This window comes from Phreatobacter aquaticus (genome assembly GCF_005160265.1).
Taxonomy (GTDB): Bacteria; Pseudomonadota; Alphaproteobacteria; order Rhizobiales; family Phreatobacteraceae; genus Phreatobacter; species Phreatobacter aquaticus.
On sequence record NZ_CP039865.1, the window covers coordinates 1,360,770 to 1,386,498 of the forward strand.

Here is a 25,729-nt window from a genome sequence, read left to right on the forward strand (position 1 = left end):
CGCTGACCGGGAGTCCCAGTCCTAGGTGGAGAGGCGTTCTGGTGGGATCTTCAAGGTGACCACCAGGCCCTCCTCTGCCCAGTTATAGTCGATCGAGCCGCGCAGGTGCCCGGTGACGCTGCGCTCGACAAGCTTGCTGCCATAGCCTTTCACATCAGCCGGCGATCCAATCCTGGGTCCCCCACTCTCGGTCCACACCACTGTGACCGGTCCGTCCTGCGCCGAGCACGAAACATCCAGCGCGCCTGTGTCGACCGACAAGGCGCCATATTTGAGCGAGTTCGTCGCCAGTTCGTGCACGATCAGCGCGAGCATCGTGGTCGCGGATTCGCCGACGCTCATGCGGGGCACCGAGACCCGGATCCGGCCGCTGAACGCTCCAAGGTCGTCATAGGGCGCCAGCAGGACGGACAAGAGATCGCCCAGCAAGGCGGAGGCAGCCTCGGTCTGGCCGGGAACCGGCCGGACCAGATCATGCGCACGGCCGAGGGCCGTCAGCCGCAGCGTGAGTTCGCGGGCCATCTCGTTGGTGGTCTTGGTCGACCGCGACGAGATGGCCGTCAGGCCGGACGCAATGGCCAGCAGGTTCTTGACGCGGTGGCTCATTTCGCCGGCCAGAAGCTCGCGACCCTCTTCGGCCTGCTTGCGTCCTGTGACATCGATGAAGATGCCGAACATGACCCGCTTGACGATCCCGGCATCGTCGCCCTGGCCGCGCGCCGAAATCCACTTGAGCTCGTCGCCGATCAGGATGCGGAAATCGATCTCGAACGCCCCAACAATGGCACGCGTCGCCGTGAAAGCAGCCCTGACACGGTCGCGGTCGGCGGGGTGGATATGCGCGGACAAATCCTCGAACTTGACATCGGTGCTGCGTGGGATTCCCCACAGATCATAGGCACGCTCATCCATCGCCAGAGCGTCGGAATCGACGTTCCACGACCAGAGGGTGACCCCGGCCGCCTCAATCGCGCGCACCAGGTTCTGCGGTTCCCAGAGCAGGGGCTTCAGGGCGTCGGCGGTCTTGGGCATCAGCATTCCGCGTTCGGGGGCAACGGGACGGTCGACCGCGGGGAGGCTAGTCACACTTGGCTCATGCAGGCAATGAGACGTGGCCGCCGGGGCCCAAGATGGGGGCCCGGCCTCAAAGCCTCAGCATCACCAGGAACGCCGTCAGGTCCTCGGTGACGAAGTCGACATGATCGTCGCCCTGACCCTCCATCTCCCAGGCCTCGCGGAACACCTCGCGGGTATTGGGCGGCACCACCAGCACGGTTTTCATGCCGAGCCCATGGGGCGCTTCCAGATTGCGCGACAGGTCCTCGAACATGGCGGCGCGAGTGGGGTCGACGCCATGGTCGGCCAGGAACTTCTCATAGGTCACCCGCGCAGGCTTCGGCAGGAGGCCGGCATCGACAATGTCGAACACGCCGTCGAAATGGTTGTCGATGCCGAGCCGGCGCGTCACCGCCTGCACATGGGCGTGGGTGCCGGAGGTGAACACGAACTTGCGGCCCGGCAGCGCGGCAATCGCCGCGCCAAGCTCGGGATTGGCCTGCAAGGGCGAATGGTCGATGTCGTGGACAAACCGCAGGAAATCGTCCGGGTCCATGCCGTGCTCGATCATCAGCCCGCGCAGCGACGTGCCGTAGCGCTTGTAGAAGTCCTTCTGCTTGGCGAAGGCCTCTTCCGGCGTCACCTTCAGGAAGTCGGCGACATAGCTCTTGATCCGGGCGTCCATCTGCGGCCAGAGCGACAGGTGAGCGGGATAGAGCGTGTTGTCGAGGTCGAAGATCCACTGATCCACATGGCCGAAGGCGTCGCGCGCTGTCATCGTCATTCCCTGAACCTGACCGAGGCGCGCCGCCGGCCATCGAAGGTGACGGCGAGAAAGCCCGTGGCCCTTGCATTATGGGCGGCGCAGTCGGTGCCGCCGATCTCGAATTCCGCGGGCCGCACGCAGCCCGGAATGTCGCCGCCGAAGACGAGGGGCTTGCCGGCGGCCTGCACCGGCCGCCCATCCCGGTCGACCGCTTCGGCGAAGGAATAGACCCTTGCCGCCCCGAGCTCCACCGGCGGTTTCAGGCAGGTGCCGGGATCGACCCGATACCAACCGCGGGTGACGATGCGGCCGCCCTCGTCGACCCCGAGCGAGGCCATGATGCGATGGCCAGTCTCGTTGCACCAGGCAAAGCCCGGTCCTTCGCCGGCGCGCCAGGCGCTGAGCAGCGTGTCGAAGATGTCGGGCGAGGCGGCGGCATCGGCGGGCAGGGCGCGGTCGGCGATGAAGCTTCTCAGCGCGGCGTCGGTGCGCGGCCCTTCCAGCCCGTCGACAGGGCCTGGATCATAACCCATGCGGGCGAGCAGCCGCTGGATGCCGGCGCGGCGCGCCTGCGGCAGGTCGTAATCGGCGGCCTCTGACAGGAACAGCACGGCAATGGCCTCGACCACGGTCGGGCGCACCTCGGAAAAGGCCACCATGCGGGTGTTCGGGCGCGCGCAGGCCGTGGCGCCGGAGACCAGGAAGTCGCCCTCGCCGACGCAGAGCGTCACATGCTCCGGCTGGCCGAGGCTGGTGTTCTGAGGCTCGCCGATGGCGCGGGTGTGCAGGAACAGCCGGCCCGGCGCCTCGGCGGTCTGCAGGATCGCCCGGCACTGGCCGGGATCGAGCCGGAACCAGCCGCGCGTGGCCGCCGTGTCCGACGCCATGACGCCGATCGCCGCCTCGGTGACGATGCTGGTGCGATTGCACAGCCGCGTCTCGGCCTGGGCGGCGGTGGCGGCAAGGCAGAGCCCCGCCGCCACGAGCGCAGCCGAAGCCAACCTATGCGTGGATGAGCGTGCCCGCGCCGCCATCGGTGAGAAGCTCCACGAGAACGGCATGCGGTGTCTTGCCATCGAGGATCACCACGCCTTCGACACCGCGTTCGATGGCGTAGATGCAGGTCTCGATCTTCGGGATCATGCCGCCCGTCGCGGTGCCGTCGGCGATCAGCCGCCGGCAATCCTCGATCGACAGCGACTTGATCAGCTGCTTGTTCTTGTCGAGCACGCCCGGCACGTCGGTGAGCAGCAGGAGCCGCTTGGCCCCGAGCGCACCGGCGATCGCGCCGGCAAAGGTGTCGGCATTGACGTTGTAGGTGTCGCCGGCCGTCGATGTCGCCACCGGCGCCAGCACCGGGATCAGGTCCTTGCCGAGCACCGTGTCCAGCACCTTGGTGTCGACCTTGTCGGGCTCGCCGACGAAGCCCAGATCCACCTCGCGCTCGATATTGGAATCGGGATCGCGGGTGGTGCGGCTCACCTTGACCGCCTTCACCATGTCGCCGTCCTTGCCGCAGAGGCCGATGGCCTTGCCGCCGGCGGCATTGATGAAGCCCACGATCTGCTTGTTGATCGAGCCGGCGAGGATCATCTCGACGATCTCCACCGTCGGCTTGTCGGTCACGCGCAACCCGTCGACGAACTCGCTCTTGATGCCGAGCTTGGCTAGCATCTGGCCGATCTGCGGCCCGCCGCCATGGACCACCACCGGATTGATGCCGGATTGTTCCAGCATGACGATGTCGCGGGCAAACGACCGTGCGCCGCTCTCGTCGCCCATCGCATGGCCGCCATATTTTACCACGACGATCTCGTCGTCATATTTCTGCATATAGGGCAGGGCCTCATTGAGCATGCGGCCAATGTCCTGGGCATCGAGAGGTTCATTCGCGGACATGAGGGTCTCCGACAGTCGCCGCCAGACGGGGCGACGCCGGCGGTCTTAGCTGATTTTCGGGCCAAGGTGAAAGGCCGGATCGGCACCCTCACCCTGCATCGCGCGCCCCCGCCCATCGGCCTTTCGGCCAGCCGCAATCGACGCGCCGCAGCAATTCCCAAGGTGACAGGACCGCCCCCAGGTCCTAAGCCATCACGCAACTGGCCCGCGCACCCGCGCAGGGCGCTTCCCAAGGCGGCAACCGGAGACCATGACGACCCTCCGCTCGAAGGCCTTCGACATCCTGCTCGGTGCCTGGACAGCCCTGTTCGGCCTGATCATCCCGCTGCTCCTGGGCGTCGGCTCGACGCGCCTGCGCGCGGTGTCGCGCGCCTGGGTGGCCGGCGTCCTGTTCCTGCTGCGCCACGTGGTCGGGCTCCGCCATGTCGTCATCGGCGAGGAAAACCGGCCGGACAAGGCCTGCCTCATCGTCTGCAATCACCAGTCCACCTGGGAGACCATCGCGCTGCTCGTGGTGTTCCCCGACGTCGCCATCGTCGCCAAGGAAGAGCTTCTGAAGATCCCGGTCTTCGGCTGGTATCTCCAGCGCTCGCCGATGATCACCATCGACCGCGAATTCGGCACCCAGGCGCTGCGCCGCATGGTGGAGGGCGCCAAGCAGGCGCTGGGCGACGGCCGCCCGGTCCTCCTGTTTCCCGAGGGCACGCGCAAATCGCCCGACGAGCCCATCGACTTCAAGCGCGGCGTGGAACTGCTCTATGGCCGGCTCGACGTGCCGGTCCTGCCGGTGGTGGTCAATTCCGGCCGCTTCTGGAACATCGACAAGACCGCGAAGCGTGCCGGCACCATCACGGTCTCCTTCCTGCCGCCCCTGCCGCCAGGCCTGCCCGGCGGCGAGATGATGCAGAAGGCAGCCGAGGCGATGGAAGCCGAGCGGATCAGGATCGGCTGAGCCCTACCGCCCCACCGCCTGCGCATCCCGGTGCGACAGCCACCTCGCGACATCGCCCTTGTCGCTGTCCGGATTGCGGTCGAAATGGCGGGTGCGGGCGGCCTCGAAGGTCCGGTCATAGCGCCGCCGGACCGCCGGTCGGTCGGTGGCTTCCGCCAGGGCGCCCGCGTTCAGGCGCTGGAACCGCGCCTCCAGCGAGATGCCGGGGCGGCCTGCCCGGTTGACGCTTTCGACATAGCGGGTGACGGCGATATCGCAGCCGCGCCGCCCGGAGGCTGCACGCACGAGGCTCGTATTGCCCCAGTCCACCACCTCCGGAAAGGTCGCGAGCAGTTTCCAGCCGGCATCGAACACCCGGATGGTCCAGCGGTGCACGCCCATGCCATTGCTCTGGGCATTCCAGGCCGCGAGCACCGTTTCGGATGTGCCGTCGCCGTCGAGATCGACGCGGATCAGGTCGAAGCTCTGATACTTCCCGGCCATCAGCTCGTCGGGCAGCACCTGCACCGGCTGGCCCGGCCGCATCAGCAGGAAGGCATGTTCCGGCGTGCCCTCGGGCAGGTCCTTGCCGTCCGGCGGCACCACCTGGCAGCGCCAGAGCGTTGCGCCGCCGCCGGCCTCGAAGGCAATGCCATGGGTGCAGCCGACCGGGTTTTCCGGCACCGGCTTCAGCCAGCTGGACGTCACCGCATCGCGCGGCGGGCGGGCCGGCGTCGCGATCGACAGGGGCCGGCAGGCCTCAAGCCCCGCGGCCAGCGCCGGCAGGGGCGCCAGCACCAGCGCGAGGCAGAGGGTGAGAGCCCGGCACATCGCCATGTCAGGTCTTCGGTTCCAGCTTGTCCTGCGTCTTGGTCTCAAAGTCGCTGGCCTCGTGCCGCTCGCGCAGCTGGCTCGACAATTCGCCCTGCATGCGGTTGACCATGCGGCCACGCTGCACGGCAGGGCGGGCGCCGATCTGGTCGGCCCAGCGGCGCACGTTTCCGTATTCCTGCACCTGCAGGAACTCGCCGGCCTCGTAGGTGAGGCCCTTGGAGAGCGCGCCATACCAGGGCCAGACCGCCATGTCGGCGATCGTGTAGTCCGGCCCGGCCAGATACTCGCTTGTCGCAAGGCGGCGATCCAGCACGTCCATCTGGCGCTTCACCTCCATGGCGAAGCGGTCGATGGCATATTCGATCTTCACCGGCGCATAGGCGTAGAAATGGCCGAAGCCGCCGCCGAGATAGGGCGCGGATCCCATCTGCCAGAACAGCCAGGACAGCGTCTCGGCCCGCGCCGCGCCCGAGGCCGGCAGGAAGGCGCCGAACTTCTCGGCGAGATAGGTGAGGATGGCACCCGATTCGAACACGCGCACCGGCTCCGGCCCGGAGCGGTCCATCAGCGCCGGGATCTTCGAATTGGGGTTCACCTCAACGAAGCCCGAACCGAACTGGTCGCCCTCCGAGATGCGGATCAGCCAGGCGTCATATTCGGCTTGCGTATGGCCCGCCGCCAGCAGCTCCTCCAGCATCACCGTCACCTTCACGCCGTTCGGCGTGCCGAGCGAATAGAGCTGGAGGGGATGCCGCCCGACGGGCAGCTCCTTCTCGTGGGTCGCGCCCGCCACCGGGCGGTTGATATTGGCGAAACGCCCGCCCGAGGCCTTGTTCCAGGTCCAGACTTTCGGCGGGGTGTAATCGGCGGAGGACATGGCGGGGCTCCAGAGGAGGGCAAAGGTTGGACGCATGGTGCGTCGGGAGGGGGAGCGAGGGCAAGGGATACCAGCGTGCTCCCCATCCTCCTTGACTTCCGTCGCCCACACGTCACATTCAGACCTGCACCGAGGGGGGCCCCGAGAGGGGGCTGAGAGGCCGCACCGCACGTCAGTCGTGCTCCGCGGCGACCCTTGAACCTGATCCGGGTCATGCCGGCGGAGGGACGGGAATGCCTGACGACCACACACGGCGCCTTGCGCGCCTCGCAGCCATCGCCGTTCCCCCCAAGAGGAGGACGGCATGAGCTATCCTGACCGCTTCTACCCCATCGTCGACAGTCTCTCCTGGCTGATCCGTCTCACCGAGCTTGGCGCCGGCACGGTGCAGCTGCGCGTCAAGGGGCTGGAGCTCGCCCAGGCCACCGCCCTGGTGCGCGAGGCGCTGGATGTCACCGAGGGCACGGCGACCAAGCTGGTGGTCAATGATTACTGGCAGGCGGCGCTCGATGCCGGCGCGGCCCATGTCCATCTTGGGCAGGAGGACCTGGCTGAGGCCGATATCCCCGCCATCCGCAATGCCGGGCTCACCATCGGGCTCTCCACCCACAACGAGGCCGAACTCGACGTGGCCCTGGCGCTGCGTCCGAACTACATCGCGCTGGGGCCGATCTATGCCACCACGGTGAAGACCATGCGCTTCGGCCCGCAGGGGCTGGCGCCGCTCGCCCAGTGGAAGAAGCGCATCGGCACCATTCCGCTGGTCGCCATTGGCGGCATCACGCTGGAACGCGCGCCTGACGTTTACGCCGCCGGCGCCGATTCCATCGCCGTCGTCACCGACATCACCGGCAGCCCCGACCCCGACACCCGCGTCGCGGCCTGGCTCGATTACACATCCGCATCGGCCTGACCGGCCAAGATCCCGGAGGATTTTCCATGAACGCCCCCATCAAGGACATCAAGGCCGCCGTCACCACCGGTCCCTTGCCGGCCTCGCGCAAGATCTTCGCCGTGCCGGATTCGGCGCCCGATATCCGCGTGCCGCTCCGCGAGATCGCGCTGCAGGAAGGCGCCGGCGAGCCCGATGTCGTCGTCTATGACACGTCCGGCCCCTATACCGACCCGACCGTCACCATCGATGTCGAGCAGGGCCTCTCCCGCGTCCGCCAGTCCTGGGTGATGGAGCGCGGCGGCGTAGAGGCCTATGATGGCCGCGACGTGAAGCCCGAGGATAACGGCCATGCCGGCAAGCATCTGGCGCGCGCCTTTCCGATTGCCAACAAGCCGCTGCGCGGCGTGGGTTCCGCCCCGATCACGCAGTATGAGTTTGCGAAAGCCGGCATCATCACCAAGGAGATGATCTACGTCGCCGAGCGCGAGAATCTCGGCCGCAAGACCGCGTTGGACAATGCGGAAGCCACCATTGCCGATGGCGAGAGCTTCGGCGCCGCCGTTCCGGCCTTCATCACGCCGGAATTCGTCCGCTCCGAGATCGCCCGCGGCCGCGCCATCATCCCCTGCAACATCAACCATCCCGAAGTCGAGCCGATGATCATCGGCCGCAATTTCCTGGTGAAGATCAACGCCAATATCGGCAATTCCGCCGTCTCGTCCTCCATCGAGGAGGAGGTCGACAAGCTCGTCTGGTCGATCCGCTGGGGCGCCGACACGGTGATGGACCTGTCCACCGGCCGCAACATCCACAACACCCGCGAATGGATCATCCGCAACTCGCCGGTGCCGATCGGCACGGTGCCGATCTACCAGGCGCTGGAGAAGGTGGGCGGCGATCCGGTCAAGCTCACCTGGGAGATCTTCCGCGACACGCTGATCGAACAGGCCGAGCAGGGCGTCGACTATTTCACCATCCATGCCGGCGTGCGCCTCGCCTATGTGCCGCTCACCGCCAAGCGCGTCACCGGCATCGTGTCGCGCGGCGGTTCCATCATGGCCAAGTGGTGCCTCGCCCATCACCGCGAGAGCTTCCTCTACGAGCATTTCGACGAGATCTGCGACATCATGCGGGCCTATGACGTGTCGTTCTCGCTGGGCGATGGGTTGCGTCCGGGTTCGATTGCCGATGCCAACGACGCGGCGCAGTTCGCCGAGCTCGAGACGCTCGGCGAGCTCACCCAGATCGCCTGGAAGAAGGGCTGCCAGGTGATGATCGAGGGTCCGGGCCATGTGCCGATCCACAAGATCAAGATCAACATGGACAAGCAGTTGAAGGAGTGTGGCGAGGCCCCCTTCTACACGCTCGGACCGCTGACCACCGACATCGCGCCGGGCTATGACCACATCACGTCGGGCATCGGCGCCGCCATGATCGGCTGGTTCGGCTGCGCCATGCTCTGCTACGTGACCCCGAAGGAGCATCTGGGCCTGCCCAACCGCGACGACGTGAAGGTCGGCGTCATCACCTACAAGATCGCGGCCCACGCGGCCGATCTCGGCAAGGGCCATCCGGCCGCGCAGCTGCGCGACGATGCGCTGTCACGCGCCCGCTTCGACTTCCGCTGGGAGGACCAGTTCAACCTCGGCCTCGATCCGGAAACCGCGCGCAGCTATCACGACGAGACCCTGCCGAAGGAGGCCCACAAGGTCGCCCATTTCTGCTCGATGTGCGGGCCGAAATTCTGCTCGATGAAGATCACCCAGGACGTGCGCGACTATGCGGCCACCTTGAACGACAAGGAGGTGGGCATGGCGCAGATGTCAGAGAAGTTCCTCGAGATGGGCGGCAAGGTGTACGTGGAAGCGGCCGACGCGGTGAAGGCTAGCAACAAGACGTTGTGAGCAGAGCGGGGCGGGGCGCGGCGTGGCCCGCGCCCCCGTCACGTCGTGACGTTGTAGGAGTGCACCGTCGCGGTCGTCAGGTCGCAGTCGAAGACGATGGTCACGCCGTCCAGGTCGGCAGATCCCCAGAGCGACAGGCCGATGGTCGCCGGGGGCGGCACGCAGACGATCAGCTGCCCGTCCGGCCTGTCCGGAAGGTTGGGGAAGCGCTTGGCGAAATCCGCATAGCTGCGCGGAACAGCCGACGCGAGCATCAGCGGCACGAAGGGCAGGAGGTCGGGAAAGCCGCGATAGGGCCAGTCATCCAGCGATCGCGTGCTGGACATGCTCAGCACCTCGACCTCATGGGAGTGGGTGAGGCGGTAGGTCATGTCGCCGCCCCCGAAGCACATGCCGTAGACGAGCGGGAAATCCAACAGATAGGTCCGGCTCAGCGCCCGGATGGCCCGTCCGCTGAGCTTCGCGATGGCGTGGAGCCGACGCGGTCCGTGGTCGAGGCCGGTCACGGTCCAGTCCAGCGGCCCCCCGAGGTGGAAGGACGTGATCCTGCCGGCGGGGACGAAGGTGTAGTCCACGCCGTCGCAATGGGCATGCACGAGCCTTTCCTTGCGGGCCATGGTCCCTCCAGCGCAGCGCGGTCCTCGACCGTCTGACGGCAAGCGGCGTTTGTCGGATATCGGCATGCGGGAATTGTCGATGTTCTATATATGTTCTCACATTGCGTCAATGAAGGACTGCTCGGGTGACTTGTGCCGGCGCGTCTTCTCCCGGCCGAAGGTCGCGGGCAGCAGAAACTCCGGCCACGGTGGGTTCCGCGTTGTGAGGCAGGGTGCGACGGGGAACAGCCTCGGCTGCGACTTCTCCGACATCCGCTACGAATTCGACACCCGCCGGCATGTGAACTGGTGCATGAGCCAAAGCGCCAATCAGATGCGCACGGCGCCGGCCCTGCATCACAGAAATCTCGCCGCCCGCTGCAGCCGGAGCGGCGTCACCTTCACCAGATGATGCTGTACTGTCGGGCGCCAACACCGTCCGACAGGAGGACCGCCGCCATGACCCGACCGCCCGGCTTCGACCATTGGGAAGAACGGTTCGCCGGAGCGGAGTTCCGGTTCGGCCGCGAGCCGAACCCGTTCCTCGTCCGCTGCAAGCCGCTTCTGCCGGCCTCGGGCAAGGCGCTGGCGGTGGCCGATGGCGAGGGTCGCAACGGTGTCTGGCTCGCGCGCCAGGGGCTGGATGTCGTCTCCGCCGACTTCTCGCCCACCGCTCAAGGCAAGGCCCGTGCGCTCGCCGCCGAACACCGCGTTGCCGTCACCTTCGTCGAGGCGGATGCCCACACCTGGGCCTATCCGGAAGCCGCATTCGACGTGGTGGTGGAAATCTTCACCCAGTTCAGCCCGCCCGAGGGCCGGGCGCTGAAATGGGCCGGCATGCGCCGCGCGCTGAAGCCCGGTGGCCTCCTCATCATCGTCGGTTACACGCCGAAACAGCTCACCTATACCTCCGGCGGGCCGAAGCAGATCGAGAACCTCTATACTCGCGAATTGCTCGAGCAAGCCTTCGGTGATTTCGCCGATGTTGCGATCACCGAGGAAGAGACGGAACTCCAGGAAGGGCCTGGCCATTCCGGCCTGTCCGCGGTGATCGGGCTGACGGCGAGGAAGCGCTGAGCCCTTCAGGATGCGGGGCGTCCCCGAAGGCCTCCAGCCCCAATTCTCACGATGAATTCATCGCGCGCGTTAACCTCAATTTGTCAACTGCGGACGTAAGGTAACCTGTCCATAGCGGGGCAAGGGTGAATGACGGCACGCGACAGCACGGCGGGTTTGGTTGAAGGCGCAGCCGTTGGCGTGCCAGCCACGCAGTCCGCCTTGACCCTGGATCAGGCCCTGCTCGATGCCGTCGCGCACGGCGTCTGCATCTATTCGGCGCAATTCGAACTCATGGCGTTCAACCGCCGCCTGTTGGAAATCCTCCGGCTTGATCCGGCTGTGATTCACCGCGGAATGCCGATGCGCGAATTCCTGCGCGCGGCCGCCCGCAGCGGCAATCTCGACGAGGCGCGCCTCGACGCCATCTGCGACGAGCGGCTGGCCATGCTGGCCCGCAACGAACGGCTCGAGGAGCACCGCCTGCTGCCGGACGGCCGCACCCTGTCCATCACCTTCGAGCCGGTGGGCGACGGCCGCTGGGTCACCAGCTATCGCGACATCAGCGCCCAGACCAGCCTGGAAGCTGAACTGCGCGACCAGGTGGCGCGCTTCGGCCAGGCGCTCGGAAACATGTCGCATGGCCTGGCCATGTATGGTCCGGACGAGCGCCTCACCGTCTGCAACGCCCGCTTCGTCGAAACCTTCGGGCTGGACCCGTCCGTGGTGAAGCCCGGGGCGACGCTGCGCGAGGTCGCCTACCACGCCTGCAGCATCGGCGCCCATGGCGACGTCGATCCCGAGGCCTTCTATCAGGGCGCGCGCGCCCGCCTGGTCGACAGCCCGCGGGGCGGCAACCGGCACCGGCTCGGCGATGGGCGCACCATCGTCACCCACAGCCGGCCGATGGAACAGGGCGGCTGGGTGGTCACCTGCGAGGACATCACGGAGAGCGAGCGCGTCGCCGAGGAGCTCCGCCAGCAGCACAGCCGCTTCAGCCTGGCGCTCGACAACATGTCCCACGGCCTGGCCATGTACGATTGCGACGAGCGGATGATCGTCTGCAACGACACCTACATGACGATGTTCGACATGGACCCAGGCGTTGTGAAGCCGGGGATCTCGCTGCGCGAGATGGTGCAACACATTGCCCGGCGCGGTCAGTATAGCGACGCCGATCTCGACCGGGTCTATGCCGATGCGCGGACACGCATGTACAGCGGCGCGGATCAAACCCATACCCGTCGCCTGGCCGATGGCCGGGTGATCGCAACGCGCAGCAGGCAGGCTCCCGGCGGTGGCTGGATCGTGACCGGCGAGGACGTCACGGAGAGCGAGCGCACGGCCGAGACGCTGCGCGAACAGCACCATCGCTTCGACGCCGCCCTCAACAACATGTCGCAGGCGCTCGCCATGTTCGACGCCGATCACCGGCTGATCGTCTGCAACGAGCGCTATGTCACGATGTTCTCCGCCGATCGCGAGGTGGTGAAGCCCGGCATCACGCTGAGGGGCGTGTTCGAGCACGGCGTCACCAAGGGCATCTATCCCGGCGTCACCGCCGATGACCTGGTCGAGCGGCGGCTTGCCTCGCTCGCCGAGGGCGGGCGCCGCAGCTACGATCAGAGGATGGCCGACGGCCGGCTCATCGAGGTCACGCTGTCGATCATGGCGAATGGCGGCTGGGTCGGCACGTTCGACGACGTCACCGAGTCGCGCCGTGCCGAGGCAGAACGGGCCGCGGCGGTCGCCCAGCTATTCGAGAAGAAACTGCTGCTTGATGCGACGCTCGAGAGCATGGCGCACGGCCTCGCCGTGTTCGACAGCAATTTCAATGTGGTCATCCGCAACCAGCGCTACCTCGACCTCTACTCGCGCACACCCGAGCAAGTGCCGTTTGGAAAGCCGCTGCGCGAGCTCACCGCCGAGTGCATCGAGGCTGGCGTGCATCCGCGCGACAGCGATGTGGACCAGATCTTCAACAGCTTCTGCAGCCAGCTGATGAACAATACCGGGGCCGTGCTGCAACGCCGCCTCGGCAACGGCCGGATCGTGGCGATCCGCAACCATCCGATGTCGAATGGCAATTGGGTGGCGACCTTCGAGGACATCACCGAGCGCGAGCGCGCCGCCGAGCAGGAGCGCGAGCAGAACCAGCGCTTCGATGCGGCCCTGAACAACATGGCCCATGGTCTCGCCATGCTGGACGAGGATCTGAACCTCATCGTCTGCAACAAGCGCTATCTCGAGATGTATGGGATGTCCGCCGACATCGTGAAGCCGGGCGCAACCATGCGGGCAATCGTCGAGCATTCGCTGGCGGTCGGCAATTATGTCGGCAGGACAGCAGATGACTTGCTGACCAGCTATCACGACAGTCTCAAGGCCGGCAACTTCGTCACGGTGAAGCAGCTCGCCGACGGCCGCTACTTCCAGGTGATCTACCGCGCCATGCCCGGCGGCTGGGTGGCTACCCACGAGGACGTCACCGAGCGGCACACGGCGGAACAGAACATCGCCTACATGGCGCATCACGATGCGCTGACCGGCCTGCCGAACCGCGTGCTGTTCCTGCAGACCATGGAGCAGGGCCTGGTCGAGGTGACCGGCGGGGCCGAGTCGCTGGCGCTGATCTGCCTCGACCTTGACCACTTCAAGGGGGTCAACGACACGCTTGGTCATCCGGTCGGCGACCATCTTCTGTGCCTGGTCTCCGAGCGACTGACCGACGCGGTCGGCGACGCCGGCACGCTCGCCCGCCTTGGTGGCGACGAATTCGCCGTTCTCCTGCGCAACACCTCGAAGCCCGCGGCGGAGCGGCTGGCGCGCCGTCTGGTCAGGCTGATGGCCGAGCCCTTCGTCATCGACGGCCACATCATCAATACCGGCCTCAGCCTCGGTATCGCCATGGCGCCGGCCGATTCGACCACCGCCGACCACCTGATGAAATGCGCCGACCTCGCGCTCTACCGCGCGAAGGCTGACGGCCGCGCCATGTTCCGCTTCTTCGAGGCGGACATGAGCGCGCGCATCCAGGCCCGCCGCGAACTTGAGCTCGATCTGCGCCAGGCGCTCGCCAATGGCGAATTCCACATGGTCTATCAGCCGCAGGTGCGGGCCGAGGACCTGACATTGTCCGGCTTCGAGGCCTTGCTGCGCTGGAACCACCCGGTGCGCGGCAACGTGCCGCCGTCCGACTTCATTCCCGTGGCCGAGGAAACCGGCCTCATCCAGTCGATCGGTGAATGGGTGCTGCGCTCCGCCTGTGAGGAGGCGGCGCGCTGGCCGGCTTCCGCCAAGGTGGCGATCAACCTGTCGCCGCTGCAGTTCAAGGGCCACAGCCTCGTCGCCACCGTCATCAGCGCGCTGGGCAATTCCGGCTTGTCGCCGCGCCGCCTGGAGCTGGAGATCACCGAGGCCGTGCTGCTGCAGAACGACGAGGCGACGATCGCCACGCTGCATGAACTGAGGGCGCTCGGCATCCGCATCTCGATGGACGATTTCGGCATCGGCTACTCGTCGCTCAGCTACCTGCGCTCGTTCCCCTTCGACAAGATCAAGATCGACCGCTCGTTCATCGCCGATCTCGACCGCAACACCGACAATGCCGCGATCATCCGCGCCATGGCGAGCCTGGGCGCCAGCCTCGGCATCGATACGACCGCCGAGGGCGTCGAGACCGAGGAGCAGCTGGCCATGATCCGCCAATATGGCTGCACCGAGGTCCAGGGCTATCTGATCAGCAAGCCGCTGCCGACCGCGGACGCCCGCGCCCTGATCGAGACACACCGCGCCCGCTCAAGGGCGGCCTGACGCGAAGTCCATATGGAAACGGCGGCACACCTCCCGGTGCACCGCCGCTCAGGATCGTGATGGCCGCCAGGCTTATTCGGCAGCCTGCGCCTGGTTCAGCGCGGGATAGTCGGTATAGCCCTCGGCACCGCCGCCATAGAACGTCTCGCGGCCCTTCAGCTCGTTCAGCGGCGCATTCAGCTTCAGCCGCTCGGCCAGATCCGGATTGGCGATATAGGCCCGGCCGAAGGCGATAGCGTCGGCGCGGCCGGCCTCGACAGCGTCGATGGCGAGGTCGCGGGTGTAGCTGTTATTGGCGATATAGGCGCCGGAGAACGCCTTCTTCAGCGCCGCATAGTCGAAGGCCATATTGTCGCGCGGGCCGCCGGTGGCGCCCTCGACGACATGGATGAAGGCGATGCCGCGCTTCGACAATTCGGCCGCGAAATAGCCGAACACCTCGGCCGGATCGCTGGTCACCGCATTGTTGGCGGGGCTCACCGGCGACAGGCGGATGCCGAGCCGGCCCTTCGGGAAGACCTTCAGGATGGCGTCAACCACCTCCAGCGGGAAGCGGGCGCGGTTCTCGACCGAGCCGCCATAGCTGTCGGTGCGGGTGTTGGAACCGTCCTTGAGGAATTGGTCGATCAGGTAGCCGTTGGCGCCGTGGATCTCGATGCCGTCGAAGCCGGCCTTGAGGGCATTGGCGGCGGCCTTCGCGAAGTCGCCGGCAACACCGGCCAGTTCGCCGGCATCGAGCGCGCGCGGGTCCGACGTATCGGTAAAGCCTGTCGGGATGAACGTCTTGGTTCCGGCATTGATGGCGGAAGGCGCAACCGGCGCGCCGCCATTCGGCTGGAGCGAGGCGTGCGAGATGCGGCCGACATGCCAGATCTGGGCGGCGATCAGGCCGCCGGCATCATGCACGCCATCGGTCACCTTGCGCCAGGCAGCCACCTGCGCGTCGCTGTAGAGGCCGGGCGTCCAGGCATAGCCCTGGCCCTGCTGCGAGACCTGCGTACCTTCGGTGATGATCAGGCCGGCGCCGGCGCGCTGGCGGTAATAGGTGATCGACAGCGCGCTCGCGGTGTCCGGGCCGTGGTCGGCGCGGTTGCGTGTCAGCGGCGCCATGACGACGCGGTTCTTGAGGGAGAGGTCGCCGATCTGGACCGGCGTGAAGAGTTTGGGCTCGTTGCTCATGGAATGGACCTGACAGAAAAAGCGGCGCTGGCCTCGGCCGTTCGCCGCGGGGGAGAAGGACAAGCTGCAAATGGGAATGGCTACCGCGCCGCACCATAGCGATGCGCGCGGGTCAGCCCCGATGAATCGGGTCGATCCACAGCACGGACTCCGGCTTCTCGACCGGCTCGATGTCCAGGTTGACCGCAATGGCTTCGCCGTCGGAGCGCACGAGGACGCATTCCAGCACCTCATCCGGGCTCGCATTGATCTCCTGATGCGGCACATAGGGCGGAACGAAGATGAAATCGCCCGGGCCGGCCTCGGCGACGAATTGCAGGCTCTCGCCCCAGCGCATGCGGGCACGGCCGCGCACCACATAGATCACACTTTCGAGATGACCGTGGTGATGGGCGCCGGTCTTGGCATCGGGGCGGATGGTGACGGTACCTGCCCACAGTTTCTGCGCACCGACCCGGGCAAAATTGATCGCGGCCTTGCGGTCCATGCCGGCGGTCGAGGGCACGTTCGGATCGAGCTTGTCGGCCGGGATCACCCGGATGCCGTCATGCTTCCAGCGATCGGGATCGGCGGCCGCGTCGTGGTGATGCTCGTGGTGGGGGCCGTCGCCATGATGGTGGTGGTCATGGTGGTCGTGGTCATGGCCGGACATGGCGTGCAATTCCCGAATGATCGATGGCGGACTCTAGCGCGAACCGACCCGGCGGATCGACAGGCCACATTGGCGCCGAGGTGCAGGGCTGCCGGTCAGATCACGTAGACGAAGGACTCGGCGGCCTCGCGGCTGAGGATCTGGTCCATCGAGCGCGCCGGCTCGGCGCAGCCCGCCGTGCCGACCGCCTTGGCGGGCACGCCGGCCACCGTCGTATTGGGCGGAACCGCCTGCAGCACCACGGAACCGGCGGCGACACGCGCGCAATGGCCGATCTCGATATTGCCGAGGATCTTGGCGCCGGCGCCGATCAGCACGCCATTGCGCACCTTGGGATGGCGGTCGCCGCTCTCCTTGCCAGTCCCGCCAAGCGTCACGCCCTGCAGGATCGAGACATTGTTGCCGATCACGGCGGTCTCGCCGACCACCAGGCCGGTGGCGTGGTCGAGGAAGATGCCATGGCCCATGGGTACGGCTGGATTGATGTCGGTCTGGAAGATTTCGGAAGACCGGCTCTGCAGATAGAGCGCGAAGTCGCGCCGGCCCTTCGTCAGCATCCAGTGCGCGAAGCGGTGGGTCTGGATCGCGTGGAAGCCCTTGAAGAACAGGACGGGCTCCACCAGCCGGTCGGTCGCCGGGTCGCGGTCGATGGCTGCGGCGAGATCGGCGTGAATGGCCGTGACGATGGTGCTGTCGTCATCCATGGCGCGGCTGAAGGCATCGTACAGCACGTCCTGCGCCAGATCGGCGCCGGCGAGCCTTCCGGCCACCCGCCGGGCCACCGCATCTTCCAGAGAATGCGCGTTGACGATGGTGCGCAGGACCAGGGTCGCCAGCTCGGGGCTGCCATCGACGACCGTCTGTGCCTCGGCGCGCAGGCGCTGCCAGGCGAGGTCGCGGCGTTCCGCTTCGGGTTGGGGCACCAGCCGCAAGACGCGGTCGGCGCGGGACGGGTTCGAGGCCAAGGGATTGCTCCGCAACCGGGGTCAGGGCGCAAGAGACAAGTCCCGCAGCGCACAAAGATCAAGTCAAAAGAATGTTGTAGAACAATGACCTGGCGCAGAACGCCCGGAGAGAACAATCGCACTGCGAACGACGAGTCGGAGAGAAGGATCCACCCGTCAGCGCAGGATGATCTCGACCTTCAGGCCGCCGAGAGCCGAGCGCCCGAGCGCCAGTTCACCGCCATAGGCCTCGGTCAGGTCCTTCACGATGGCAAGCCCGAAGCCCGATCCCTCGACCTGCTCATCCAGGCGCTTGCCGCGCTCGATCTCGAAGGACACGCCGCCTTCCGGCAGGCCCGGCCCGTCATCCTCGACGATGATGCGGGCGCCCCCATCGGCCAGCGCCTCGGCGCGCAGGATCACCCGCGACTTGGCCCATTTGCGCGCATTGTCGGCGACATTGCCGAGCACTTCGGTCAGGTCGCCCTCGTCCATGGCGACGGTGATCTGGGCGCCGATCTGGTTGCTGATCTCGATCGGCGTGGCCGACGGCAGCAGCGACAAGGCCTTGGACAGCATCTCGGCCACCGGGCGGATCACGGTCGCATCCGTCCTGCGGAAGGCGCGGACCCCGGCGCGGGCACGCATCAGCTCGCGCGACACATGCCGGCTCATCCGGGCGATCTCGCCGTCCACCTCCGCAGCGATAGCAACCTGGCCGGCTTCCTTCAGCTGGCGCGCGATCGACGACAGCACCGCCAGCGGTGTCTTCAACCCGTGGGCAAGATCGCCGGCACGGGCCCGCGCGGCGAGCAGATCCGCATTTCGGGCATCGAGCAGGGCATTGAGGTCATCGACCAGCGGCCGCACCTCGTCGGGGAACAAGCCCTCGACGGTCTTGCGCCGGCCGTCATGGACGGCGGTCAGCGCCTGCCGCAGCGCATCCATCGGCGCGAGGCTGACACGGGTGGCAAACCACAAGGCCATGATCAGCGCGATACCGAGAGATGCCAGCGACAGCCCCGCGAACTGCATGAAGGCGGTGCGCGCTTCGTCGAGCTCCCCCTGGTCCAGGCCGACCGCGATGCGGATCGTTGTGGTGGCCGTCCCTCGCTGCAGCACAACGCGGCGTTCCAGCACCAGCATGCGCCGCCCCTCGGGCGCCGGCCGCTCGTAGATGGCGAGGTCATTGCCGGTTGGGGGCATCGCCGGCCAGTCGATGGTGAAGCCCATCAGCGATTCCGACCGGAGCTCGATGGTGCGGCCGCGGCCCACCTGCCAGTAATAGCCGCCAAAGGGCGTCCGGAAACGCGGGTCGGGAAGCTGGACGGTCAGCGTGATCCGGCCATCGTCGCCGACCAGCACATTGGCGGCCAGGGCGCGCAATTCGTCGCCAACCTCGCCGATGGCGCGGGCGCGGATATTGTCCTCATAGATATAGTTCAGGGCGAACCCCGCCGCGACGAGCGCCACAATGACAGCGGCGCCCGCGACGAAGGCGAAGCGACGGCGAAGCGAGCGAAGGATCACGCTCCGCCCGCCGGCATGTCGCTGATCACATAGCCATGGCCCCGCCGTGTCTCGATCACCGGCACGCCGAGCTTCTTGCGCAGCCGCGCCACCAGAACCTCGAGCGCGTTGGAATCGTGCTCCTTGTCCTGATCATAGATATGGGCGGCAAGCTCGCTCTGCGACACGACGCGGCCGTTCTGGTGGATCAGATAGGTCAGCAGCCGGTATTCGAGCGGCGTCAGCGCGAGGCCCCGTCCCTGCACCGACACGCTCTTCTGGCGGGTGTCGACCTCGACATCGCCCACTTTCAGGATCGGCGAGGCATAGCCGCTGGCGCGCCTGGTCAGCGCGCGCACCCGGGCGACCAGCTCCTCCATGTGGAAGGGCTTTGTGAGATAGTCATCGGCACCGGAATCAATGCCCGCCACCTTGTCGCGCCAGTTGTCGCGCGCGGTGAGCAGCAGAACCGGCATGAGCCGGCCCGCCTGGCGCCATTTCTTCAGGATCGTGAACCCGTCCATCAACGGCAGGCCGAGATCGAGCACGATCGCGTCGAAATCCTCGCTGTCGGCGCGGAACCAGCCATCCTCGCCGTCGAAGCTGGTTTCCACGACGAAGCCAGCCGTGGTGAGGGCAGCCTTCACGTCGGCTGCGATCCGCTTTTCGTCTTCAACCACCAGGACGCGCACGCCGGTTGGCCCTCTGCCATGTCGTGACGGGTTCGCCCGCCGGTCCTCAATGTCGCCCGCCCTGACGCCGGACGCAACCGGGCCGAGGAGTGGGTCCTGTGCGCTGGTCGGTGGCGGATCGCCCGGTTGGCAGGACGGGCCGGGGGCAGGACCATCTCCCGGATGCCGGCTCCACGATGCGCTCCTTCTCCGCGCGAGCCGTTCCCAGGAGAGGATGTTCTTTTCTCGGCCAGACCCTTGAACAGTCGAGCTTTTCTGCGTTTCTGAAGGGCCTTGACCGTCATTGCGGACGGTCGTCTGCCCAGGATTCCACGATGGATCGCCGCCCCGGATCACCGCGCCTGATGGATGTCGCCGGCATGCTGCTGGCGTTCGGGCTGGTGCTGGTGACGACGATTTTCGTGCGTGGCGAGACGCCGCCCGATCCCTTCGCGATCGCCCGCCCTGCCGCTCCGGCGCCGCTGGCCCTTGCATCGGGTGCGGTCACCCCAGCCGCAGGCGCGCGCCACCAGGCCACGGCGGCGCTCAGGTAGCCCCATGGCCAAGCCCGCCCGGCCGTACAAGCCTGTCGTCGTCACCGCCAATGATCTTGGATCGGGCGCGGTGGTGTTCCGTCATCGCGATGGCACCTGGTCGATTGACGTCGCCCATGCCGAGGTCGCCGAGGACCCGGAGGCCGCGGCGGATCTCCTTGCCCGCGGCCAGGCCGATGCCCAGGCCTGCCTGGTAGTGGAGCCGGTTCTCATCGAGGTCGTTCGCGATGGCGACGTCGTGCGTCCCGCCGCGTTGCGCGAGCTCATCCGCGCATCCGGGCCAACGGTTCCGCTGCCGCCCGAAGCCTTCGCGCATCTGTGAGAAGAGCGCTCCCCCGAGGTCACGATGTATCGCTACGATGAGTTCGACCAGGCCTTCGTCCAGGAGCGTGTCGCCGAGTTCTCGGACCAGGTGGCGCGGCGTCTCTCGGGCGAGCTGACCGAGGACCAGTTCAAGCCGCTCCGGCTGATGAACGGCGTCTATCTCCAGCTCCACGCCTACATGCTGCGGATTGCCATTCCCTACGGCACGCTGTCGTCCAGGCAGATGCGCCGGCTGGCCCATATCGGGCGGACCTATGACCGCGACTACGGTCATTTCACCACGCGGCAGAACCTTCAGTTCAACTGGATCAAGCTGTCGGACGTGCCGGCGATCCTGAACGAACTGGCCGAGGTGGAGATGCATGCCATCCAGACCTCGGGCAATTGCATCCGCAACGTCACGGCGGATCATTTCGCGGGCGCTGCCGCCGACGAGGTCGCCGATCCCCGGCCCTATGCCGAGATTCTCCGGCAATGGTCGTCCCTGCACCCGGAATTTGCCTACCTGCCGCGCAAGTTCAAGCTGGCGGTGACCGGCTCGCCCAACGACCGCGCGGCCATTCAGGTCCATGACATCGGCCTGGAGGTGAAGCGCAACGCAGCCGGCGAACTGGGCTTCTCGGTCTGGGTCGGCGGCGGCCAGGGCCGCACCCCGATGATCGCGAAGAAGGTCAGGGATTTCCTGCCAGAAGCCGATCTCTTGGCCTATTGCGAGGCGATCCTGCGCGTCTACAACCTCGATGGCCGGCGCGACAACAAGTACAAGGCGCGCATCAAGATCCTGGTCCACGAGACGGGCGAGGAGGAGATCAAGCGGCAGATCGAGGCCGAATTCGCCGCTCTCGGCAAGGCCAGCCTGACGCTTCCCGAAGCGGAAGTGGCCCGCATCGCTGCCTATTTTGCCCCTCCGACGCTTGAGCGCCTGCCGGCCCGCTCCGATGTGCTGGAGCGCGCCAAGGCCGCGGATCCGGAGCTCGCCCGCTTCCTCTCCCGCAATCTCCATGCTCACAAGACACCCGGCTACAGCATCGTTACGGTGTCACTCAAGCCCGTCGGCCTGCCGCCTGGTGACGCGATCTCCTGCCAAATGGATGCCATCGCCGACATCGCCGAGCGCTATTCCGCCGACGAGATCCGGGTGAGCCACGAGCAGAACCTCGTCCTGCCCCATGTCCGGCTCGACGATATCCCGGCGGTCTATGCGGCGCTGAAGCACGCAGGCCTTGCCACTCCCAATGCCGGCTTCATCACCGACATCATCGCCTGTCCCGGCCTCGACTATTGCGCGCTCGCCAATGCCCGCTCGATTCCCGTCGCCCAGCGCATTTCCGAGCGCTTCGCCTCCATCGAGCGGCAGACCGATATCGGCGATCTCAAGCTGAAGATTTCCGGCTGCATCAATGCCTGCGGCCACCACCATGTCGGCCATATCGGCATTCTCGGTGTCGACCGGAAGGGCGAGGAATTCTACCAGATCACGCTTGGCGGCTCGGGTGACGAGAGCTGCTCGATCGGCGAGATCGTCGGCCGCGGCTTCTCCTCCGACGAGGTGGTCGATGCCGTCGAGACCATCGTCGACACCTATCTGAAGATCCGCACGGCGCCCGAGGAAAGCTTCCTCACCGCCTATCGCCGGGTCGGCGAGGCGCCGTTCCGCGACGCCCTCTATGCCGAGGCCTGAGACCATGGCGCTCTATCGCAACGGCGCCTTCGTCGCCGAGGACTGGACCTTCCCAGCCGAGGACGAGCCGATCCCCGGCTCCGGCGCAGTCGCCCTGCCGAAGGCGCGCCTGCTGGCGGAATGGCCGGCGCTCGCCAGCCGCAACGGCCCGGCGGGGCTCGTCCTGGCCTCCGGTGAGAAGGTCGATGGTCTGGAGGAGATCCTGCCGCGCCTCGCCCTCGTGCGCATGGTGATCCCGCGCTATTCCGACGGCCGGCTCTATTCGCAGGCGCGCCTGCTGCGCGAGCGCCATCGCTTCACCGGCGAGATCCGCGCTGCCGGCGACATCCTGCGCGACCAGATCGTGTTCCTGGCCCGTGTCGGCTTCGACGCCTTCGAGATCGTCCACGAGGGCACGATCAAGGCGCTCGCCGAGGGCAGGATCGTCAGCGTCGGGCACTTCTACCAGCCGGCAGCGCGCGAAGTCTCAGAAGCCCAACCGGGCGCGCGACCCTGGCTGCGCCAGCGCAAGGCCGGCACAGTTCTGTAGGGTTGGATCAACCCTGCGCGAAACGGCGCACGCCGTCGCGGCCGTCGATCGAGACGAACGACCCGTCCACCTCCAGCCGGCGCAGATGGGCCAGTGTCTCGGCCACTGCGAGAAAGGCGTGGCCCGCCGCCATGGCGCGCGGGAACAGCACATGGGCCGCCTCGTAGCCGGACATCGGCCGGTCGACGCCCGCGCGCAACATGTCGAGGCGTCCTGCGTGATGGTCGCGCAAGGCGTCGAGACGGCGGTGGAGGCCGCGGAACGGCGTGCCGTGCGAGGGCAGGACCAGCGTATCCTCGGGCAGCGTCCGAAAGCGCTCCAGAGACACGAGATAGTCGCCCAGCGGATCGGCCTTCGGCTCGCCCGGGAAGATGCCGATCACCGGCGTGATATGCGAGAGGATCTGGTCGCCGGCGATCAGCACGCGGCTCTCTGCCGAATAGAACGAGGCGTGCTCCTCGGCATGGCCGCCGGCGGTCATCACCTGCCAGTCGCGCCCGCCCATGCGCAGCGTGCGTCCGTCGATCAGCCGCTCGATTTCGCTCGGCTGGGGGCCGAGTGCCTTGGCAAACATCGCGCGATCATCGGCCAGCCGCTTGATCAGGTCGGGATGGCAGCCGTTCTGGGCGAGGAAGCGCTGCACATGCGGCCGGTGCGGCTGCTGCTGGTCGGCATAGCGCAGCTTCGCCGAGAGCCATTCCACCAGCGTGGAGGCAAAGGGCATGTCGAACCGGTCGACCAGATGGCCGGCAAGGCCGATATGGTCGGTGTGACCGTGGGTGGCGACGAGCTTCACCAGGGGACGGCCGAGCGGGCCCTTCACAAGGCGCTGCCACAGGGCGCGCATGTCAGGGGATTCGACGCCGGCATCCACCGCGGTCCAGCCAGCCGTTTCGGGCAGGAACCAGACATTGACGTGGTTCAGCACGAAGGGCAGCGGCATACGCGCCCAATGCAGGCCTTCGGTGATCTCGACCACTTCACCGGCTGCTGGCGTCGCGACGCTGGTGAAGTCGAGATTGCTTTCCGGCCTTGGCGACCGGACGACCTGATCCTGGCTCATTCGTCCTCGTCTGCCTCAGCCTCGGCCTCGGGGCGGCGGCTCTGGCGTTGGCGCGACCACATATTGGCATAGAGGCCGCCCTGGGCGACCAGCGCGGAATGCGTGCCTGTCTCCACGATATGGCCGTGGTCGAGCACGATGATCCGGTCGGCGGTGACCACGCTGCCGAGCCGGTGGGTGACGCTGACGACGGTCCGGGTCTCGGCGATCTTCGACAGGGTCTCGTTGAGCTTGTGCTCGGTTGCCGCATCGAGCGCGCTGGTCGCCTCGTCCAGCACTAGGACGGCCGGATTGCGCACGAGCGCGCGGGCGATCGCCACACGCTGGCGTTGGCCGCCGGAGAGCTGGCCGCCGCGCTCGCCCACCATCGTGTCATAGCCTTCGGGCAGCTCCATGATGAAGTCATGCACCTCGGCCTGGCGGGCGGCGTCGTGGATCTCCTCCATCGTCGCCTGCGGATAGGCCATGCGGATGTTCTCGGCGATGGTGGTGTTGAACAGGAAGCTTTCCTGGAACACGACCGCCATCTGCTCGCGCAGCGAGGCCTGGCTGACGGAGCGGATGTCGACGCCGTCGATGGCGACGCGGCCCTCGCCCGGATCGTAGAAGCGCATCAGCAGATTGAGGAACGTGCTCTTGCCCGAGCCCGACGGTCCGACAATTCCGAGGAACGAGCCCTTGGGCACGGTGACCGACAGGCCCTCCGTGCGGAAGCTGGAGCCGGGATAGTTGAAGGCGACGTTCTCGAACGTGATTTCGCGCGCGAAGGGCTGCAGCTCCTTGGCATCCGGCGGATCGACCATGGTCGGCTTGACCTGCAGCATGTCGTTGAGATGGTGGATCGAGCCGGCGGCCTGGGCCAGCGTCGGCACATATTGCGTGACGTTGGTCAGCGCATAACCCATCGACAGGAACACGCCCTCGAACGCGATGATCGTGCCGACCGTGATCCGGTCGGTGAACGCCCAGTAGGAGCCGAGCGCGAAGACGATGATGTGGACGACATAGAGACCGGTCTGCGCCGTGCGCTCGACCAGGGCGCTGGCGAAATTGGTCCGCCGGGCAATGCCGAACCAGGTGCCATTGACCAGCGAGAAGGCATGGCGGGCGCGGTCGGCCATGCCGAAGGCCTTGATCACCGGCTGCGCCGCGACATTCTCCTGCACGGCGCCGAGCAGATGGCCCTCGGTCTGGCGTTTCTCATAGGCATGGTTGAACGCCTTGCGGGCGAAGATGCGCGGCCACCACAGGATCAGCGGGAAGATCAATGCACCAATCAGCCCGAGCCAGATGTCGAACATGAACATCAGGATGGTGGCGTAGATCACCTCCAGGAAGGGCATGATGAACAGCGGCACGATGCCGACGAGGCCTGTCTCCACCGCCACCAGATCGCCCGAGAAGCGCGACAGCACGGTCCCCGTCGGCGTGGTGTGGAAGAACGGCATGGACATCGACTGCACATGGTCGAACAGGTGCTGGCGGATGTCCTTCACGACGGACGAGAACACCCGCGTGTACATGTAGTCGGCAACCAGCGCGACCATCGACACGGTGATCGCCGCGATCCCCATGAAGGCGATGGAGCGGACCAGCGCTTCCCATTCCTTTTTTATCAGGCCTTCGTCGATCAGATATTGGGTGACCAGGGGAAACGAGAAGTTGAGGGCGGCTTCCGTCAGCACCAGCAGCATCAGGATCGCGAAGAAGCCCTTGTAGGGCTTGCAGAACGGCAGGACGAAAGCGATCAGCGCCTTGACGTCGGCAGCACTGACGTCTTCCGCCTCTTCCTCGTCGTCGAGGTACTCGTCTACGGGCGCTTCTTTGCTCATGGGTTCGCGGGCGATCCGATCGGGCAAGGCTTGGTCAGGCAAGGCTTGTCTTGGTCAGCAAGGCTTGGCTTGGTCAGGCAAGACATGCCGGAACGGGGGCTCCGTCAACCCCCGGCGGCCTAGGGCGGCTCGGAATAACGAAATGGCCGGACTTATCCGGCCAT

24 protein-coding genes and 1 riboswitch are annotated in these 25,729 nt (G+C 66.6%); of the genes, 10 read left to right on the forward strand and 14 right to left on the reverse strand.

The genetic code is table 11. The features are described 5' to 3' along the window. Positions 1-21: 21 nt before the first annotated feature. The 4 genes from E8L99_RS06340 to argB all read right to left on the reverse strand — a co-directional run bounded on the left by E8L99_RS06340 (position 22) and on the right by argB (position 3,721). Positions 22-1,032, reverse strand: coding sequence for a sensor histidine kinase (locus E8L99_RS06340; RefSeq protein ID WP_137098747.1), 1,011 nt, complete (start codon positions 1,030-1,032; stop codon positions 22-24). A gap of 112 nt (positions 1,033-1,144) precedes the next feature. After that, positions 1,145-1,840: a pyrimidine 5'-nucleotidase gene (locus E8L99_RS06345; RefSeq protein WP_137098748.1), complete on the reverse strand. Its 696-nt coding sequence runs from the start codon at positions 1,838-1,840 to the stop codon at positions 1,145-1,147. Further along, the gene (locus tag E8L99_RS06350; RefSeq protein WP_137098749.1) at positions 1,837-2,898 is read right to left on the reverse strand and encodes a DUF1036 domain-containing protein; all 1,062 of its coding nucleotides are present in this window, start codon (positions 2,896-2,898) and stop codon (positions 1,837-1,839) included. Before E8L99_RS06350 ends, E8L99_RS06345 begins: the two co-directional genes overlap by 4 nt. Further along, positions 2,825-3,721: an acetylglutamate kinase gene (gene argB, locus E8L99_RS06355; RefSeq protein WP_137098750.1), complete on the reverse strand. Its 897-nt coding sequence runs from the start codon at positions 3,719-3,721 to the stop codon at positions 2,825-2,827. Before argB ends, E8L99_RS06350 begins: the two co-directional genes overlap by 74 nt. Positions 3,722-3,971: 250 nt before the next feature. On the opposite strand from argB, the gene E8L99_RS06360 reads away from it, so the two are divergent. Next, positions 3,972-4,673: a lysophospholipid acyltransferase family protein gene (locus E8L99_RS06360; RefSeq protein ID WP_137098751.1), complete on the forward strand. Its 702-nt coding sequence runs from the start codon at positions 3,972-3,974 to the stop codon at positions 4,671-4,673. A 3-nt stretch (positions 4,674-4,676) separates the two neighbouring features. On the opposite strand, the gene E8L99_RS06365 is transcribed toward E8L99_RS06360, so the two are convergent. Both E8L99_RS06365 and yghU read right to left on the reverse strand, forming a co-directional pair. Further along, the gene (locus tag E8L99_RS06365; protein ID WP_137098752.1) at positions 4,677-5,489 is read right to left on the reverse strand and encodes a hypothetical protein; all 813 of its coding nucleotides are present in this window, start codon (positions 5,487-5,489) and stop codon (positions 4,677-4,679) included. A 1-nt stretch (position 5,490) separates the two neighbouring features. Beyond that, complete coding sequence (gene yghU, locus E8L99_RS06370; RefSeq protein ID WP_137098753.1) at positions 5,491-6,363, reverse strand: glutathione-dependent disulfide-bond oxidoreductase; 873 nt, start codon at positions 6,361-6,363, stop codon at positions 5,491-5,493. 122 nt (positions 6,364-6,485) lie between these two features. Continuing rightward, positions 6,486-6,608: riboswitch (TPP riboswitch) on the forward strand. Between the two features lie 59 nt (positions 6,609-6,667). Between yghU and E8L99_RS06375 the strand changes: the two genes are divergently transcribed. Continuing rightward, a complete protein-coding gene (locus E8L99_RS06375) occupies positions 6,668-7,276 on the forward strand; it encodes a thiamine phosphate synthase (protein WP_137098754.1) in 609 nt (202 codons plus the stop codon). 26 nt (positions 7,277-7,302) lie between these two features. Next, positions 7,303-9,162 carry a phosphomethylpyrimidine synthase ThiC gene (gene thiC / locus E8L99_RS06380; protein ID WP_137098755.1) on the forward strand — a complete coding sequence of 620 codons (1,860 nt, stop codon included), beginning with the start codon at positions 7,303-7,305 and terminating at the stop codon, positions 9,160-9,162. Positions 9,163-9,200: 38 nt separating this feature from the next. Here thiC and E8L99_RS06385 read toward each other — a convergent pair whose 3' ends face one another. Beyond that, complete coding sequence (locus tag E8L99_RS06385; protein ID WP_137098756.1) at positions 9,201-9,779, reverse strand: hypothetical protein; 579 nt, start codon at positions 9,777-9,779, stop codon at positions 9,201-9,203. A 64-nt stretch (positions 9,780-9,843) separates the two neighbouring features. Between E8L99_RS06385 and E8L99_RS06390 the strand changes: the two genes are divergently transcribed. The 3 genes from E8L99_RS06390 to E8L99_RS06400 all read left to right on the forward strand — a co-directional run bounded on the left by E8L99_RS06390 (position 9,844) and on the right by E8L99_RS06400 (position 14,627). Beyond that, positions 9,844-10,170, forward strand: a complete 327-nt coding sequence (locus E8L99_RS06390; protein WP_137098757.1) for a hypothetical protein — start codon at positions 9,844-9,846, stop codon at positions 10,168-10,170. A 47-nt stretch (positions 10,171-10,217) separates the two neighbouring features. Next, positions 10,218-10,835: a class I SAM-dependent methyltransferase gene (locus E8L99_RS06395; RefSeq protein ID WP_137098758.1), complete on the forward strand. Its 618-nt coding sequence runs from the start codon at positions 10,218-10,220 to the stop codon at positions 10,833-10,835. A 201-nt stretch (positions 10,836-11,036) separates the two neighbouring features. Then, positions 11,037-14,627 carry a PAS-domain containing protein gene (locus E8L99_RS06400; RefSeq protein WP_168201588.1) on the forward strand — a complete coding sequence of 1,197 codons (3,591 nt, stop codon included), beginning with the start codon at positions 11,037-11,039 and terminating at the stop codon, positions 14,625-14,627. 72 nt (positions 14,628-14,699) lie between these two features. Here E8L99_RS06400 and E8L99_RS06405 read toward each other — a convergent pair whose 3' ends face one another. The 5 genes from E8L99_RS06405 to E8L99_RS06425 all read right to left on the reverse strand — a co-directional run bounded on the left by E8L99_RS06405 (position 14,700) and on the right by E8L99_RS06425 (position 19,603). After that, a complete protein-coding gene (locus E8L99_RS06405) occupies positions 14,700-15,806 on the reverse strand; it encodes an alkene reductase (protein ID WP_137098760.1) in 1,107 nt (368 codons plus the stop codon). A 112-nt stretch (positions 15,807-15,918) separates the two neighbouring features. Continuing rightward, a complete protein-coding gene (locus tag E8L99_RS06410; protein WP_137098761.1) occupies positions 15,919-16,458 on the reverse strand; it encodes a cupin domain-containing protein in 540 nt (179 codons plus the stop codon). A 95-nt stretch (positions 16,459-16,553) separates the two neighbouring features. After that, a complete protein-coding gene (gene cysE / locus E8L99_RS06415; RefSeq protein ID WP_252511357.1) occupies positions 16,554-17,390 on the reverse strand; it encodes a serine O-acetyltransferase in 837 nt (278 codons plus the stop codon). A 189-nt stretch (positions 17,391-17,579) separates the two neighbouring features. Further along, a complete protein-coding gene (locus E8L99_RS06420; protein WP_137098763.1) occupies positions 17,580-18,932 on the reverse strand; it encodes an ATP-binding protein in 1,353 nt (450 codons plus the stop codon). After that, a complete protein-coding gene (locus E8L99_RS06425; protein ID WP_137098764.1) occupies positions 18,929-19,603 on the reverse strand; it encodes a response regulator transcription factor in 675 nt (224 codons plus the stop codon). The genes E8L99_RS06420 and E8L99_RS06425 overlap by 4 nt, the downstream gene beginning before the upstream one ends. A gap of 314 nt (positions 19,604-19,917) precedes the next feature. Between E8L99_RS06425 and E8L99_RS06430 the strand changes: the two genes are divergently transcribed. The 4 genes from E8L99_RS06430 to E8L99_RS06445 are packed head-to-tail and all read left to right on the forward strand — an operon-like array spanning position 19,918 to position 22,670. Next, complete coding sequence (locus E8L99_RS06430) at positions 19,918-20,136, forward strand: hypothetical protein (protein WP_137098765.1); 219 nt, start codon at positions 19,918-19,920, stop codon at positions 20,134-20,136. A 4-nt stretch (positions 20,137-20,140) separates the two neighbouring features. Next, positions 20,141-20,458 carry a DUF2849 domain-containing protein gene (locus tag E8L99_RS06435; protein ID WP_137098766.1) on the forward strand — a complete coding sequence of 106 codons (318 nt, stop codon included), beginning with the start codon at positions 20,141-20,143 and terminating at the stop codon, positions 20,456-20,458. A gap of 24 nt (positions 20,459-20,482) precedes the next feature. Further along, positions 20,483-22,141: a nitrite/sulfite reductase gene (locus tag E8L99_RS06440; protein WP_137098767.1), complete on the forward strand. Its 1,659-nt coding sequence runs from the start codon at positions 20,483-20,485 to the stop codon at positions 22,139-22,141. Positions 22,142-22,145: 4 nt separating this feature from the next. After that, on the forward strand, positions 22,146-22,670 hold the full coding sequence (locus E8L99_RS06445; RefSeq protein WP_137098768.1) for a DUF934 domain-containing protein: 525 nt from the start codon (positions 22,146-22,148) through the stop codon (positions 22,668-22,670). Between the two features lie 7 nt (positions 22,671-22,677). Here E8L99_RS06445 and E8L99_RS06450 read toward each other — a convergent pair whose 3' ends face one another. Next, entirely contained in the window at positions 22,678-23,733 is a 1,056-nt protein-coding gene (locus E8L99_RS06450; protein ID WP_137098769.1) for an MBL fold metallo-hydrolase, read from the reverse strand. After that, positions 23,730-25,565: an ABC transporter ATP-binding protein gene (locus E8L99_RS06455; RefSeq protein WP_137098770.1), complete on the reverse strand. Its 1,836-nt coding sequence runs from the start codon at positions 25,563-25,565 to the stop codon at positions 23,730-23,732. The genes E8L99_RS06450 and E8L99_RS06455 overlap by 4 nt, the downstream gene beginning before the upstream one ends. Positions 25,566-25,729: the final 164 nt, after the last annotated feature.